This window comes from Streptomyces longispororuber (genome assembly GCF_024448165.1).
GTDB lineage: Bacteria > Actinomycetota > Actinomycetes > Streptomycetales > Streptomycetaceae > Streptomyces > Streptomyces longispororuber_A.
In genome coordinates this window covers 22,120-36,088 of record NZ_JAMOLN010000101.1, presented here as the reverse complement: position 1 = coordinate 36,088, position 13,969 = coordinate 22,120, and the positions used below count along the sequence as shown (strand labels likewise).

Sequence of the window (13,969 nt, the reverse complement as noted above, 5' to 3'; positions counted from 1 at the left end):
CTGCCCGGGGCCGGGGCCCGGCTGATGATCATCGCCGCCGATCACCCGGCCCGCGGCGCCCTCGGTGCCGGGGAGCGGGCGTTCGCCATGGCCGACCGGGGGGACCTCCTCGGGCGGCTGTGCCTCGCGCTGTCGCGGCCCGGGGTCGACGGCGTGCTCGCCTCCGCCGACGTACTGGACGACCTGCTGCTGCTCGGCGCGCTGGACGGCAAGATCGTCATCGGGTCGATGAACCGGGGCGGACTCGCGGGCGCCTCGTTCGAGATGGACGACCGGTTCACCGGGTACCGGGCGGAGGACCTGGACCGGCTCGGCTTCGACGCCGGGAAGCTGCTGCTGCGGATCGACCACGAGGACGCGGGCTCGCTGCGCACGATGGAGGCCGCCGCCCGTGCCGTCGACGCGATGGCCCGGCGCCGGCTGCCGGTCTTCGTCGAACCGTTCCTGTCCCGCCGCGAGCCCGCAACGGGCCTGCTGCGCAACGACCTGAGCCCGGAGGCCGTCGTCCGGTCCATCGCCATCGCCTCCGGCCTCGGCGGCACCTCCGCGTACACCTGGCTGAAGGTCCCGGTCACCGACGACCCGGACGCCATGGCCCGCGTCATGGAGACCTCGACGCTGCCCGCCGTGCTGCTCGGCGGCGACATCAAGGACGGCGACCAGGACGCCACGTACGAGAAGTGGCGCGGCGCGCTCCAACTGCCCACCGTCCAGGGCCTGGTGGTCGGGCGCTCGCTGCTGTACCCGGTGGACGGCGACGTCGCCGGGGCGGTCGACACCGCCGTCGGGCTGCTGTGACCCACCCGGCGTTCCGGCCGCGTTCATCCCCGCGAGGGACAGAGCTACACGAAGGACAGAGGAGGACAGTGGAGTCATGACGTACCTCCCGAAGGGGGCCGCGGCCGACGGTCCGTACGCCCTGCTCGTCGATCCGGACAAGACCGGCTGGTCCCGCGCGGGCCTGCGCGTGCTCGAACTGGACGCCGGGCAGCGGCACGTCCTCGACACCGGCGAGAGTGAATGGATCGTGCTGCCCCTGTCAGGTGGTTGCTCCGTCGGTGTGGAAGGGCGGATCATCGAACTCCTGGGCAGGGACAGCGTGTTCAGCGGCGCGAGCGACTTCGCTTACGTCCCGCGCGACACTCGCGCAGAGATCGCCTCCGGTGCGGGAGGCCGCTTCGCCCTGGCAGGAGCGAAGTGCGGGCGACGACTCCCCGTCCGCTACGGCCCCGCGCCGGAGGTACCCGTCGAGGCCCGCGGCAGCGGCACCAGCGCCCGGCAGGTGCGCAACTTCGCCGCCGCCGGCACCTTCGACTGCGACCAGCTGATCGCCGTGGAGGTGATCACCCCCGGCGGGAACTGGTCCTCGTACCCGCCGCACAAGCACGACGAGCACCGGCCCGGCGTCGAGTCGCTGCTCGAGGAGATCTACTACTTCGAGATCGACGGCGAGGGTGGCTACGGCTACCAGCGGGTGTCGCCCTCCCGGCCCGGTGGTACGGATCTGCTCGCCGAGGTCCGCGGCGGTGACGCGGTCCTCGTCCCGGACGGCTGGCACGGCCCGTCGATCGCCCAGCCGGGACACGCCATGTACTACCTGAACGTGATGGCGGGGCCGGGCGAGGAGCGGGAGTGGCGGATCTGCTTCCACCCCGACCACGTGACGGAGGGATACCGATGACCGGAACCGTACGGCTCACCACGGCCCAGGCCCTCGTCCGCTTCCTCGCCCGCCAGTACACCGAGCGCGACGGCGACCGGCGGCGGCTGATCGGCGCGACCTGGGGCATCTTCGGCCACGGCAACGTCGCGGGGCTCGGCCAGGCGCTCGTCCAGTACGCCGACGAGATGCCGTTCCACCAGGGGCGCAACGAGCAGGCGATGGTGCACGCGGCCGTCGGGTACGCCCGCCAGAGCGGCCGTCTCGCCACCCACGCGGTGACCACCTCCATCGGGCCGGGCGCCACCAACCTCGTCACCGGCGCCGCCCTCGCCACCATCAACCACCTGCCCGTCCTGCTGCTGCCCGGCGACGTGTTCGCGGCGCGGCCCGCCGACCCCGTCCTCCAGCAGCTCGAAGTCCCCTACGCGGGCGACGTGTCGGTCAACGACTGCCTGCGGCCCGTGTCGAAGTACTTCGACCGGATCACCCGGCCCGAGCAGCTGGTCCCGGCCGCGCTCGCCGCGATGCGGGTGCTCACCGACCCGGTCGACACCGGCGCCGTCACCCTCGCGCTGCCGCAGGACGTGCAGGCGGAGGCGTACGACTGGCCGGAGGAGTTCTTCGCCGAGCGCGTCTGGGCGATCCGCCGCCCCGCCCCCGATCCGGCCGAACTCGCCGCCGCCGCACAGGCGTTGAGGTCGGCGCGGCGGCCCCTGGTGATCGCCGGCGGCGGCGTGCACCACAGCGGCGCGGAGGCCGCCCTCGCGGCGTTCGCGGACGCCACCGGCATCCCCGTCGCGTCCACGCAGGCCGGCAAGGGCTCCCTGCGCCACGACCACCCGGCCGACGTCGGCGGCATCGGCCACACCGGCACCGCCACCGCCGACGAACTGGCCCGCACCGCCGACCTGGTGATCGGCGTCGGCACCCGCTACTCCGACTTCACGACGGCCTCCGGCACGCTCTTCGAGGACCCCGGGGTCCGGTTCCTGAACCTGAACGTCGCCGCGTTCGACGCGCACAAACTGGCCGCGCTGCCGCTGGTCGCCGACGCCCGCACGGGCCTGACCGCCCTGCGCGAGGCCGTCGCCGGGTACCGGGCCGAGCCCGCCCACATCACCGAGTACACCGACGACAAGGAACGCTGGGAACACCGCGTCGACGCCTGCTACGCCGCCGACGACGACCTCGTCCGCCCCACCCAGGCCCAGGTCCTCGGCGTCCTCGACGCGCTGGTGACCGGCGACGACATCCTGATCAACGCGGCCGGCTCGCTCCCCGGCGACCTGCACAAGCTGTGGCGGACCCGCTCCCGCGACCAGTACCACGTCGAGTACGGCTACTCCTGCATGGGCTACGAGATCCCCGCCTCGATCGGGGTCGCCCTCGCCGCGCCCGGCCGGCCGGTGTGGGCGCTGGTCGGCGACGGCACGTACCTGATGATGCCGACCGAGATCGTCACCGCCGTGCAGGAGAACGTCCCGGTCAAGGTCGTCGTCCTGCAGAACCACGGGTACGCCTCGATCGGCGGGCTCTCCGCGTCCGTGGGCGCGGAGGGGTTCGCGACGGGCTACCGGTACCGCGAGGGCGCGGGGTACACGGGCGCCCCGCTCCCCGTCGACCTCGCCGCCAACGCGGCCAGCCTCGGCATGGACGTGCACCGGGCGAAGACGGTCAGGGAGCTGCGCGAGGCGCTGGCCGCGGCGCGCGCCGCCACCCGCCCCACATGTGTCTACGTCGAGACCGAAACGGCAGACACAGTGTCGGGCCCGCCTCCGGCGCAGGCGTGGTGGGATGTGCCCGTGGCCGAGACAGCCGACCGACCGTCCGCCGTCAAGGCCCGCGAGGAGTACGACCGGCACGTCACCGCCCGACGCCGCCACCTCTGAGACGTAACAGGAGTTGCCCCATATGTCTGACACGAAGTTGGTCCACCACTGGATCGGCGGCAAGACCGTCGAGGGCGCATCGGGCAACCACGGCCCGGTGACCGACCCGGCGACCGGCGCCGTGACCACCCAGGTCGACTTCGCCTCGGTCGAGGAGGTGGACGCGGCCGTCGCCGCCGCCAAGGAGGCGTACGCGACGTGGGGCCAGTCGTCCCTCGCCAAGCGCACCGAGATCCTCTTCCGCTTCCGCGCGCTGCTCGACGCCAACCGGGACGCGATCGCCGAGCTGATCACCGCCGAGCACGGCAAGGTGCACTCGGACGCGCTCGGCGAGGTGGCCCGCGGCCTGGAGATCGTCGACCTGGCCTGCGGCATCAACGTCCAGCTCAAGGGTGAGCTGTCGACGCAGGTCGCCAGCCGCGTGGACGTGTCCTCGATCCGGCAGCCGCTGGGCGTCGTGGCCGGCATCACGCCGTTCAACTTCCCGGCCATGGTGCCGATGTGGATGTTCCCGATCGCCATCGCGTGCGGCAACACCTTCGTCCTGAAGCCGTCGGAGAAGGACCCCTCGGCGTCGCTGAAGATCGCGGAGCTGCTGTCCGAGGCGGGCCTGCCCGACGGCGTCTTCAACGTCGTCCACGGCGACAAGGTCGCCGTCGACCGCCTCCTGGAGCACCCGGACGTCTCCGCCGTCTCCTTCGTCGGCTCGACCCCGATCGCCCGCTACATCCACACCACCGCCTCCGCCAACGGCAAGCGCGTCCAGGCGCTCGGCGGCGCCAAGAACCACATGCTGGTGCTGCCCGACGCCGACCTGGACGCGGCCGCGGACGCCGCCGTCTCCGCCGCGTACGGCTCGGCCGGTGAGCGCTGCATGGCCATCTCCGCCGTCGTCGCCGTCGGCTCGGTCGCCGACGAGCTCGTCGCGAAGATCAAGGACCGCGCCGAGAAGATCAAGATCGGCCCCGGCAACGACCCGGCGTCCGAGATGGGCCCGCTCATCACGGCCGTCCACCGCGACAAGGTCGCCTCGTACGTCGAGGGCGCCGCGGCCGAGGGCTGCGACGTCGTCCTCGACGGCACCGGCTACACGGTCGAGGGCCACGAGAACGGCCACTGGATCGGCCTCTCGCTCCTCGACAACGTCCCGACCTCCGCCAAGGCGTACCAGGACGAGATCTTCGGCCCGGTGCTCTGCGTGCTGCGCGTCGACACGTACGAGGAGGGCCTGGCGCTGATCAACGCCTCGCCGTTCGGCAACGGCACGGCGATCTTCACCCGGGACGGCGGCGCCGCCCGCCGCTTCCAGCTGGAGGTCGAGGCCGGCATGGTCGGCGTGAACGTGCCGATCCCGGTGCCGGTGGGCTACCACTCCTTCGGTGGCTGGAAGGACAGCCTCTTCGGCGACCACCACATCTACGGCAACGACGGCACGCACTTCTACACCCGCGGCAAGGTCGTCACCACGCGCTGGCCCGACCCGTCCGAGGCCCCCTCGGGCGTGGACCTGGGCTTCCCGCGCAACCACTGAGGCACCGGTACGTGAGCGGGGCCCCGGCCGTCGGTACGGCCGGGGCCCCGCGCGTGCGCTCAGCCCTGTTGCTGCTGGGCGTTCTTGAGCTCGTCGGTGACGTCGCCGGTCTGCGCGGCCGGCGGCGGGGTGATCCGCTTCGCCCCGCCGAACTTCTCGAAGTCCATCGACACCTTCATGGCGCCCATGTCCTGCGTCATCCGGACCGGTAGGTCCTTGCCGTCCAGCCAGACGTCGATGACGAGCTCGTCCACGCCACCGGTCATCCGGTTCGCCAGGCCGTCGCCGTTGCAGGCGTCGCCGATTCTGCCCATCGCCTTCTTGTCGAGGGTCGCGCGGTAGCGCGTGGCGGACCGCCCGTCGACCGTCGTCGCGCCCAGTTCCTTCACGTTGCTCGCGTACCTGAGCTGCTTCAGCGCCTGCGTGGGGCTCTGGTCGGCGCCGTTCTGCATCGCGGCCGCGCCCTGCTCGCCGAACACGGCGGAGGTGTCGACCTTCATCCACTCCTTGCCCCGGAGCGGGCCGGAGGGCTGCGGGTCGACGTCGAAGGCGAAGCCGTCGCTCCAGCTGTACGTGCCGTCCATCGCGACGGCCTGGCCGCCGGGCAGCGTCGTCGTCATCCTCACCTCGGCCGAGCCGAGGGACAAATGGGACCTGCCGGTGTCCGGACTGCGGACAAATTCCGGCGAAGTTCGGAGCCCGGGCTGCGGTTCCCGTACGTAGGGGATGAAACGGGCTCCGCAAGCCATCTGGCCGGTACGCCTTGGATAGCAAGGTCATACATCGCAATCACTGCATGGAACTCGGCCGACTTTGCGAACAGCTAAAGAAGCGCGGGCGGTTGGACGCCGTGAAGGGTGCGGAATCCGCAGGGAAACGGCCGTTGACGTTCCGGATACGCGCGGGGTTCCATGACGCGCCGGGAGCGGACACGGAACCACCAGGACAGCCTTCGGAGGCGATAGCGCTCCCGCCCGAACCACCTGCCGCACGAGTCGATCGGAACCGCTCCATGACCGACACGCTTCGCCCCGCCGTATCCCCATCGGTGGAGCCCTTGCCGAACTCGGCACCCCAAGGCTCTCCCCAGAAGCTCAAGCGTTCCATCGGCGTCGTCGGCGGCACCCTGCTCACGCTGTCGTGCGTGACGCCCGCCTCCACGCTCTTCGTCGTCGTCCCCGACCTGTTCGGCTCGCTCGGCACCGCCACCGCCCTGACCATCGCGATCGGCTCCCTGCTCTGCATCGGCGTGGCGTTCTGCTACTCGGAGCTGGGCACGCTCATCCCCAGCGCCGGCGGCGAGTACGCCATGGTGTCGACGCTCGCGGGCCGCCTCGCCGGCTGGCTCGTCTTCGTGCTGTCCCTGCTGGTCGTGATGATCGTGCCGCCGGTGATCGCGATGGGCACCGCGGACTACCTCGCCCCGATCGTGCACCTCGACCCGGCGCTCGCGGGCGCGGGCGTGATGCTCCTCGCCACCCTCGCCGGACTGCTCGACCTGCGGGCCAACGCCTGGATCACCGGAGTCTTCCTCGTCCTGGAGGTCATCGCGGCGGCCGTCGTCGCCGTGCTCGGCTTCGCGCACAGCGAGCGCGGCGCGGGCTCGCTGGTGTCGATGGAGGTCGCGGGCGGCAACGGCCACGCGGACACCGTCACCGCCATGCTCGTCGTCTCCGGCCTGGCCATCGCCCTCTTCATCACCCAGGGCTTCTCCACCGCCGTCTACCTCTCCGAGGAGCTGGAGAACCCCCGCACGTCCGTGTCCCGCACGGTCCTCGCCACGCTCGCCATCTCCACGGTGATCATCCTCGTCCCGGTCGTCGCGATCACCATGGGCGCGCCCGACCTCGCGGCCCTCACCTCCGGTGACATCGGCGGCATGGTCGAGGCCTGGTCGAACTCGGCCGTCGGCACCTTCGTCTCGCTCTGTGTCGCGCTCGCCATCATCAACGCGGGCATCGTCATGGTGATCCAGAACTCGCGCGTGCTCTTCGCGTCGGCCCGCGACAAGGCGTGGCTCGAGCCGGTCAACCGGGGCCTGGCCAAGCTCGGCCGGTTCGGCTCCCCGTGGGTCGCCACGCTCGTCGTGGGCGTCCCCGGCGCCGCCCTGTGCTTCGTCAACCTGGACACCCTCTACGGCGTCACCGGCGTCTCCGTCACCGGCATGTACCTCCTGGTCGCGGTCGCCGCGCTGTTCGCTCGCCGCGGGGCGCACCGGGGGCAGTCGGCGTGGCGCATGCCGCTGTGGCCGGGCATCCCGCTGCTGCTGATCGCCGTCATGGCGTACATCCTCAGCCAGCAGGAGGCGTCCTACCTGCTGTGGACCGGGGGGATCGCCGCGGTGGCGACCCTGTACTGGGCGCTGTACCTGCGGCCGCGCCGGGAGACCCGCTGGCTGGTCACCCTCCCGGAGGACGCCCAGCAGTAGCGCTCACGCTGCTTCGTCGGCGTCTGCGGCCCGGTGGGGGCTGGTCGCGCTCCGCGGCGGAGCCGCTGATCGACACAGCCCCGCGCCCCTGGAAGGCATGCGCTGCGCGCAGCCTTCCCCCGCCGGGGAGAGGCCGCCCGAAGGGCGTGCCTCTCAGGGGCGCGGGGAACTGCGCGGCCAGCCCCCACGCACCCGCACTCACCCGGTCACCAGAGGTCAGCCGTCTCCACGGGGCCGCCGGAGATCAGGGAGGCGTTGCCCGCCACCCCGACGGCCAGCGCCAGCGCACCGTCGCGGGCCGTCGCCCCCTTCCCCGCGGCCGGCACGGCCCCCTCGTCGGAACCGTCCCCGAGCGGCCCGAAGAGTTCCTTCAGCATCCGCAGGTCACCCCCGCCGTGCGACCCCGCCGACGTCTCGTACGGCACCTCGCGCGGCGCCTCCCACAGCGGGCGCAGCAGGATCGAGGTGCGGCCCGGGTTGGCCATCACCACCCCGCCGTGCGCACCCGCCGCACCGCGCGGCGGGCGCGGCTGCTGCCAGGTGTTCTCCTCGACCTCCAGCTCCAGCCGCCCGCCGGTGCCGTTGAACATCACCCGGTAGCCCTCCCAGGGCGAGTACGCCGTGAGGTGGTACGTCATCGTGGCCCCGGAGTCGTAACGGACCAGGACCGCCAGGTCGTCCTCGATGTCGATGTCGTCACCGAAGACGTTCCGGTCGCGGACGTACGGGTCGCCCTCGGCCTCCGCCCGGACGTAGAGCGAGTCGAGGTCCGGGTCGTCGGCGAGGTGGATCGCGTACGGGTCGTCGGCCGCCGCGGCCGAGCCGTGGGCGCGGACGTAGTCGCGGCGCAGGCCGGTGCGTTCGCCGTTGTCGCGGCCGTAGAAGACCAGCCCGCCCTCCGCGTGCACCCGTACGGGGGCCGCGCCGAGCCACCAGTTGACCAGGTCGAAGTGGTGGCCCGACTTGTGCACCAGGAGCCCGCCGCTGTGCCGCTTCTCGCGGTGCCAGCGGCGGAAGTAGTCCGCGCCGTGCCGCACGTCGAGCAGCCACTCGAAGTGCACCGAGCGGATCTCGCCGATCGCGCCGTCGTGCAGCAGCTGCCAGACCTTCTCGTGGGCCGGGTTGTAGCGGTAGTTGAAGCCGACGGAGAGCTCGCCGCCGGTGCGGTCCACGGCGTCGAGGATGGTGCGGCACCGGGCCGCGTCCGTGGTGAGGGGCTTCTCCGTCACCACCCGGCAGCCCGCTTCGAGGGCCGTCGTGATGTACGTGTGGTGCGTCGCGTCGACCGTGGTGACCACGACCTCGTCGATGCGGTGGTCGCGCAGCGCCGCGGCGAAGCCGGCCGGCTCGCAGACCGCCGCCTCCGGTGCGCCGAGCGAGGTGAGCAGCCGGTTGTGGTGGGCGACCCGGGCCGGGCTCGGGTCGGCGAGCAGGGCCACGTCGTAGTGGGCCCGGGCGGCCAGGGCCCTCGTGTACATCTGGGCACGGTGGCCGGTGCCGATGATCGCGGCGCGCTTCATGGTCAGGCGTCCTTTCGAGGGGCGGGTCCGGTCGAGCGGCGGACTATCAACTCGCTGTCCAGGGCGACCTCCTGGGGCGGATGGCCGGGGTCGTCCAGGCGGTGCAGCATCAGGTCGACGGCCCGTTCGCCGAGCGCGTCGAGCGGGATGCGGACCGTGGTGAGCGCGGGCGTCGCCGTGGTGGCGAGCAGGGTGTCGTCGGCGCCGACCACGCTCACGTCGTCCGGGACGCGTACGCCCCGGTCGGCGAGCCGGGACAGCACGCCGAGCGCCATCAGGTCGTTGTGCGCGACGATCGCGGTCGCGCCCGCCGCGAGGGCCAGGTCGGCGACCTGCGCACCGGTGTGGAACTTGGGTTCGTGCGGCCCGAACTCGGTCACCTTCACGCGGAGTTGCTCGGCCGCGAACCGTACGGCGTGGCCGCGCTGCTCGCTCGACCAGGAGTTGCGGGCCCCCAGGACCAGGGCCAGGTGGCGGTGGCCGAGCGCGTGCAGATGGGCCACCGCCTGGCGCAGGCCGTCCTCGCTGGGGGCGACGACGGACGGCACCCCGGCCACGCTCCGGTTCACGGCGACGCTCGGCACCTGCCGGACGACCTCGCCGAGCCGGTCGCCGGTCATCCTCGGGGCGACGAGCAGCAGCCCGTCGACCTGGCGGGCCAGCGTCAGCGCCAACTCGTACTCGTCGTCGGGGTGTTCGTCGGTGTCCGCGAGGAACACCGCGTAGTCCTTGCGGCGGGCGCGGGCCTGGACCGCCTTGACGATCACGGCGAAGAACGGGTTGGCGATGTCGGGGACGATCAGGCCGAGCGTGCCGGTGCGGCCGAGGGCCAGGGAGCGGGCGATCCGGTTGGGGCGGTAGCCGAGGCGCTCCGCTGCCGCGAGGACCTTTCGGCGGGTCTCGGGGCGGACCTGGTCCGGGGAGGCGAAGCAGCGGCTCACGGTGGACGGGGACACGCCTGCGCCGGCCGCTACGTCCTCGGCGCTTGCGCTGCCGCGTCTCGGGTCGGCCTCGTTCATGTGGTCCCCCTCCTGGGTGGTGCGTTCGCGCCGTAGCTGATTGCTGTTCGTCCGGCAGCCGCGACTCTCGCCGTGGCTGGTCGCGCAGTTCGCTGATCAAGCCTCTCCGGCGATTGAGGAGCGGGGTCCGGGGCGGAGCCCCGTGCGGCGCCGGTCGACGGCGACGGCGGCCAGGGACAACACCCCCGCCACCAGCGGAGCGAGCAGCAGGAGTTGCCACACGCAGACCGCCGACACCAGCACCGCTCCCGCCAGCATCGCCGTGCCCGACGGATCGCGGGCCGGCCGGGACCAGCGGGACGTCGCGGACCAGGTCGCCGCCATCCGGACCTGGTACACGACCACCGCCCCGGCCGCCCCCGCGATCACGAGCGCGAGGAGCCAGAAGAACGGCAGGTCGCCCGCGACGGCGGCCAGCCGCAGATCGGCGGCGAGGAAGCCTAGGGCGAGCAGACCGGCGGCGCCGACCTTCGTCCCGCCGGGCAGCGCGGCCCGCCAGTCCGCCGCGAACCGCCGTGCCGTACCGGGCGAGGGGCCGTCCGGCAGACAGCGCCGGACCGCGGCGCAGCCCGCCGCCGTCGCGGCCGGCCAGGTGACCACGAGCAGCGAGCCGGCCGCCACGAGCACGCCGATCCACAGCACTTCGGCGAAGAGCGTGAAGCGCTCGCCGTACGGGGTGTCACGTCGACCGGTCATGGGCCGCGTCATCCCTTCAGGCCGGACGTCGCCGCGCCCTCGATCAGCAGCCGCTGGAAGGCCACGAAGAACGCGATCACGGGCAGCAGCGACAGCACCGACATGCCGAGCATCGCCCCGTAGTCCTGGCTGCTCGTCGAGTCGACGAACAGCCGCAGGGCCAGCGGCAGCGGGTACTTCTCCGGTGACTGGAGGTAGATCAGCGGCGCGAAGAAGTCGTTCCACGACCAGATGAAGGTGAAGATCGCCGTCGTGATCAGCGCCGGGCGCAGCAGCGGCAGGACGATGTGGCCGAAGATGCGGAAGTGGCCGCAGCCGTCGATGAGCGCCGCCTCGTCGAGGCTGCGCGGCAGGTTGCGCACGAACTGCACCATCAGGAACACGAAGAACGCGTCCGTGGCGAGGAACTTGCCCAGGAGCAGCGGCACGTACGTGTCGACCAGGCCGGCCTTCTGGAACATCGTGTACTGCGGGATGAGCAGCAGATGGGTCGGCAGCAGGATCGTGCCGATCATGATCGCGAACATCGGGCCGCGGCCGCGGAACCGCAGCCGGGCGAAGGCGTACGCGGCGATCGAGCACGACAGGACGTTGCCGACCACCGAGCCGAGCGACAGGATCAGCGAGTTGGTGAAGAACCGCCAGGCGGGGACCTCGGCGATGCCGTCCAGGGCCGTGCCGAAGCCGCTCCAGCTGACCTTCGACGGCAGCAGGTCGAAGCTGGAGATGATCTCGTCGGCCGGCTTCACCGACGCGGTGAACACCCATAGGACCGGATAGAGCAGGACGAGGAGCAGGGCCACCGCACCCACGTGCCAGGCCAGCGAACGGGACCGGGCGCGGGGCGCCGCGGCAGGGGCGGGGATCTGTACAGGGGTGGTCGTCACGGTCACTTCTCCTCGCCCGCGTAGTGGACCCAGCGGCCCGACGTCTTGAACAGCACCGCGGTGATCACGCCGACGACCAGCAGCAGCACCCAGGTCAGGGCGGCCGCGTAGCCCATCCGGAAGTCGTTGAAGCCGAGTTCGTAGAGGTACATCGAGTAGACGTGGGTGGAGCCCGCCGGGCCGCCGGTGCCGTTGGAGAGCACGAACGCCGAGTTGAACATCTGGAAGGCGTGCACCATCTCCAGGACCAGGTTGAAGAAGATCACCGGGGACAGCATGGGGACGGTCACCGAGACGAAGCGGCGCCACGGGCCCGCCCCGTCGATCTCCGCGGCCTCGTACAGATCGCGCGGGATCTGCTGCAGCGCCGCCAGGAAGATCACCATCGGGGCGCCGAACTGCCACACGGACAGCGCCACGAGCGACATCAACGACCAGTCGGGGTCGGAGATCCAGCCGCCGGTGTGCACGCCGAACGCGCCGAGGAAGCCGTCCACGACGCTGCCGGTGGAGAACAGCAGCCGCCACACGATGGCCGCGCCGACGCTCGCGCCGATCAGGGACGGCATGTAGAACGCGGCCCGGTAGAAGTTGCGGCCCTTGCGCCGGGTGTTCAGGAGCAGCGCCACCCCGAGCGCGGCGGCGAGCTTGAGCGGCGTCGCCACCACGACGTACAGCAGGGTGACGCCGACGGTGTCGCGGACCTCCGGGTCGTCGAAGAGGAGCCGCCTGTAGTTGTCGAGGCCGATCCAGCGCGGCGCGTCGAACAGGTTGTAGTCCGTGAACGACATGTAGAGCGAGAACAGCATCGGCGCGATCGTCAGCAGCGCCGCGCCGATCATCCACGGGGTGAGGAAGACGTACGCGGACCGGTCGCCCGCGCGCCCGCGCCGCTTCGCGGGCTCGGCGGAGGGGGCGTCGCCGCGGCGGGCGCGGGGGATCGCGGCGTCGGTCGTCGTCGTAGAGGCCATGAGGGCTCCGTACGTTGAGGGGGGAGAAGGGCCGGTGCCGGTCCCGCCGTCAGGCGAGGACGACCTTCGCCTGGTCGAAGAAGAGGTCCACGGCGTGGTCCACGGAGACGCGCTCGTAGAAGAGCTTCTCGGCGACGCGCTGCAGGTAGACGTTGAGCGAGGCGCCGCCGTCGGCCGGTGGTGGCGGCGTCGGCGCGAGGGTCGCCGCGACCGCCTTCTCGTACGCCTGGACCTGGCGCACCGCCGGATCGGTCACCTCCGCGGCACCCTCCTGGCTGGTGGTGGGCGGCATCCCGATGTTCGTGCCGAGGATCTTCGCGACCCGCCGGTCGTTGATCATGAAGTCGATGAACCGGGCGGCCTCGCTGATGTACGGGCTCTTCGCGGCGGCGCTGAGCAGCATGCCGGGCTTGGCGTAGATGCCCGACCGGGCGGTGTCGGTGGGGACGAAGCCGAGCGAGAGCTTGCTGCCGCGCATCGCGCTGCGGCCGCCCGCCTGGTTGTCCCACTCCAGGTTGGAGGCGACGCGGCGGGTGGAGATGGGGAAGCCGGGCAGCGACTCCAGGACCACGTCGGGGCCCGCGAGCGCGCCCTCCCTGCGCCAGCCGTCGACCTGGCCGAAGTAGCGGCTCATGTCGTCGCGGCTGAAGCCGAGTTCGCCCTTCTCGGTCCACATCTGCTTGCCCTGCTGGCGCATCCACAGCTCGACGCCGAGGTAGTTCTGGCCCGGGTTGTCCATGCCGAACTGCTTCCGGCCGGTGTGCCGGGTCACCTTCAGGGCCTGCTCCATGAACGTGTCCCAGCCCATCGGCGCGTCCGCAGCGCTCGGCGGCCTGGCCCCGGCGTCGGCCCACACCTTCGCGTCGTACTGCAGCGAGACGCTGTTGTGCGACAGCGGCAGCGCGACCCGGCGGTCCTCCACCATGCCCGCCGTGCGCAGCGACGACACGAGGGTGGAGGCGTCGATCTCCTTGCCGGGACCGGTGTGGTCGCCGAGGTCGGCGAGCACACCGTGTTCGCCGAGCGTGCGGATCCAGGCGTAGTCGATGTGCATGACGTCGGGCGGGTTGCCGCCCGCGGCGGCGGTGCTCAGCTTCGGCCAGAACGAGTCGAAGGCCGCGAAGCTCGACTTGACCCTGATCTTGGGGTTGGCCTTCTCGAAGACGGCGATGCACTTGTTGATCAGTTCGGCGCGGCCGCTGTCGCCCCAGAAGAAGTAGCGCAGGGTCACGGTGCCCCCGGCGCCGACGGACCGGGACGGTCCGCCGCAGGCGGTGAGCGCGGTGCCGAGGCCGGCGGCCAGCAGGGCGGACAGGGCGGTGCGGCGGGAGGGGGCTTCCTTGCCCATGGGGGGCCTCCACGTGC

At 71.9% G+C, this 13,969-nt stretch carries 12 protein-coding genes; 5 read left to right on the top strand and 7 right to left on the bottom strand.

Annotation, left to right across the window (positions count from 1 at the left end; all coding sequences use genetic code 11):
• The 4 genes from M4J07_RS26320 to mmsA all read left to right on the top strand — a co-directional run.
• A partial coding sequence (locus tag M4J07_RS26320; protein WP_255975493.1) for a Cgl0159 family (beta/alpha)8-fold protein occupies nt 1-798 on the top strand: 798 nt, incomplete at its 5' end.
• 76 nt (nt 799-874) lie between these two features.
• The gene (gene iolB / locus M4J07_RS26315) at nt 875-1,681 is read left to right on the top strand and encodes a 5-deoxy-glucuronate isomerase (protein ID WP_255975492.1); all 807 of its coding nucleotides are present in this window, start codon (nt 875-877) and stop codon (nt 1,679-1,681) included.
• Nucleotides 1,678-3,552 (top strand): 3D-(3,5/4)-trihydroxycyclohexane-1,2-dione acylhydrolase (decyclizing), encoded by a 1,875-nt coding sequence (gene iolD, locus M4J07_RS26310; RefSeq protein WP_255975491.1) that lies wholly within the window; start codon nt 1,678-1,680, stop codon nt 3,550-3,552. The genes iolB and iolD overlap by 4 nt, the downstream gene beginning before the upstream one ends.
• A 22-nt stretch (nt 3,553-3,574) precedes the next feature.
• Complete coding sequence (mmsA, locus tag M4J07_RS26305; protein ID WP_255975490.1) at nt 3,575-5,083, top strand: CoA-acylating methylmalonate-semialdehyde dehydrogenase; 1,509 nt, start codon at nt 3,575-3,577, stop codon at nt 5,081-5,083.
• 59 nt (nt 5,084-5,142) lie between these two features.
• Here the strand turns inward: mmsA and M4J07_RS26300 are convergent, their stop codons facing one another.
• Entirely contained in the window at nt 5,143-5,703 is a 561-nt protein-coding gene (locus M4J07_RS26300) for a hypothetical protein (protein WP_255975489.1), read from the bottom strand.
• Nucleotides 5,704-6,095: 392 nt separating this feature from the next.
• On the opposite strand from M4J07_RS26300, the gene M4J07_RS26295 reads away from it, so the two are divergent.
• The gene (locus tag M4J07_RS26295) at nt 6,096-7,511 is read left to right on the top strand and encodes an APC family permease (protein WP_255975488.1); all 1,416 of its coding nucleotides are present in this window, start codon (nt 6,096-6,098) and stop codon (nt 7,509-7,511) included.
• Between the two features lie 206 nt (nt 7,512-7,717).
• On the opposite strand, the gene M4J07_RS26290 is transcribed toward M4J07_RS26295, so the two are convergent.
• The 6 genes from M4J07_RS26290 to M4J07_RS26265 form a co-directional block, all read right to left on the bottom strand.
• Nucleotides 7,718-9,031 carry a Gfo/Idh/MocA family oxidoreductase gene (locus M4J07_RS26290; protein ID WP_255975487.1) on the bottom strand — a complete coding sequence of 438 codons (1,314 nt, stop codon included), beginning with the start codon at nt 9,029-9,031 and terminating at the stop codon, nt 7,718-7,720.
• A gap of 2 nt (nt 9,032-9,033) precedes the next feature.
• The gene (locus M4J07_RS26285; RefSeq protein WP_255975486.1) at nt 9,034-10,050 is read right to left on the bottom strand and encodes a LacI family DNA-binding transcriptional regulator; all 1,017 of its coding nucleotides are present in this window, start codon (nt 10,048-10,050) and stop codon (nt 9,034-9,036) included.
• A 96-nt stretch (nt 10,051-10,146) separates the two neighbouring features.
• Complete coding sequence (locus tag M4J07_RS26280; RefSeq protein WP_255975485.1) at nt 10,147-10,746, bottom strand: hypothetical protein; 600 nt, start codon at nt 10,744-10,746, stop codon at nt 10,147-10,149.
• Between the two features lie 8 nt (nt 10,747-10,754).
• On the bottom strand, nt 10,755-11,633 hold the full coding sequence (locus M4J07_RS26275; protein WP_374215084.1) for a carbohydrate ABC transporter permease: 879 nt from the start codon (nt 11,631-11,633) through the stop codon (nt 10,755-10,757).
• A gap of 2 nt (nt 11,634-11,635) precedes the next feature.
• The gene (locus tag M4J07_RS26270; protein WP_255975484.1) at nt 11,636-12,604 is read right to left on the bottom strand and encodes a carbohydrate ABC transporter permease; all 969 of its coding nucleotides are present in this window, start codon (nt 12,602-12,604) and stop codon (nt 11,636-11,638) included.
• 49 nt (nt 12,605-12,653) lie between these two features.
• A complete protein-coding gene (locus tag M4J07_RS26265; protein WP_255975483.1) occupies nt 12,654-13,952 on the bottom strand; it encodes an ABC transporter substrate-binding protein in 1,299 nt (432 codons plus the stop codon).
• Nucleotides 13,953-13,969: the final 17 nt, after the last annotated feature.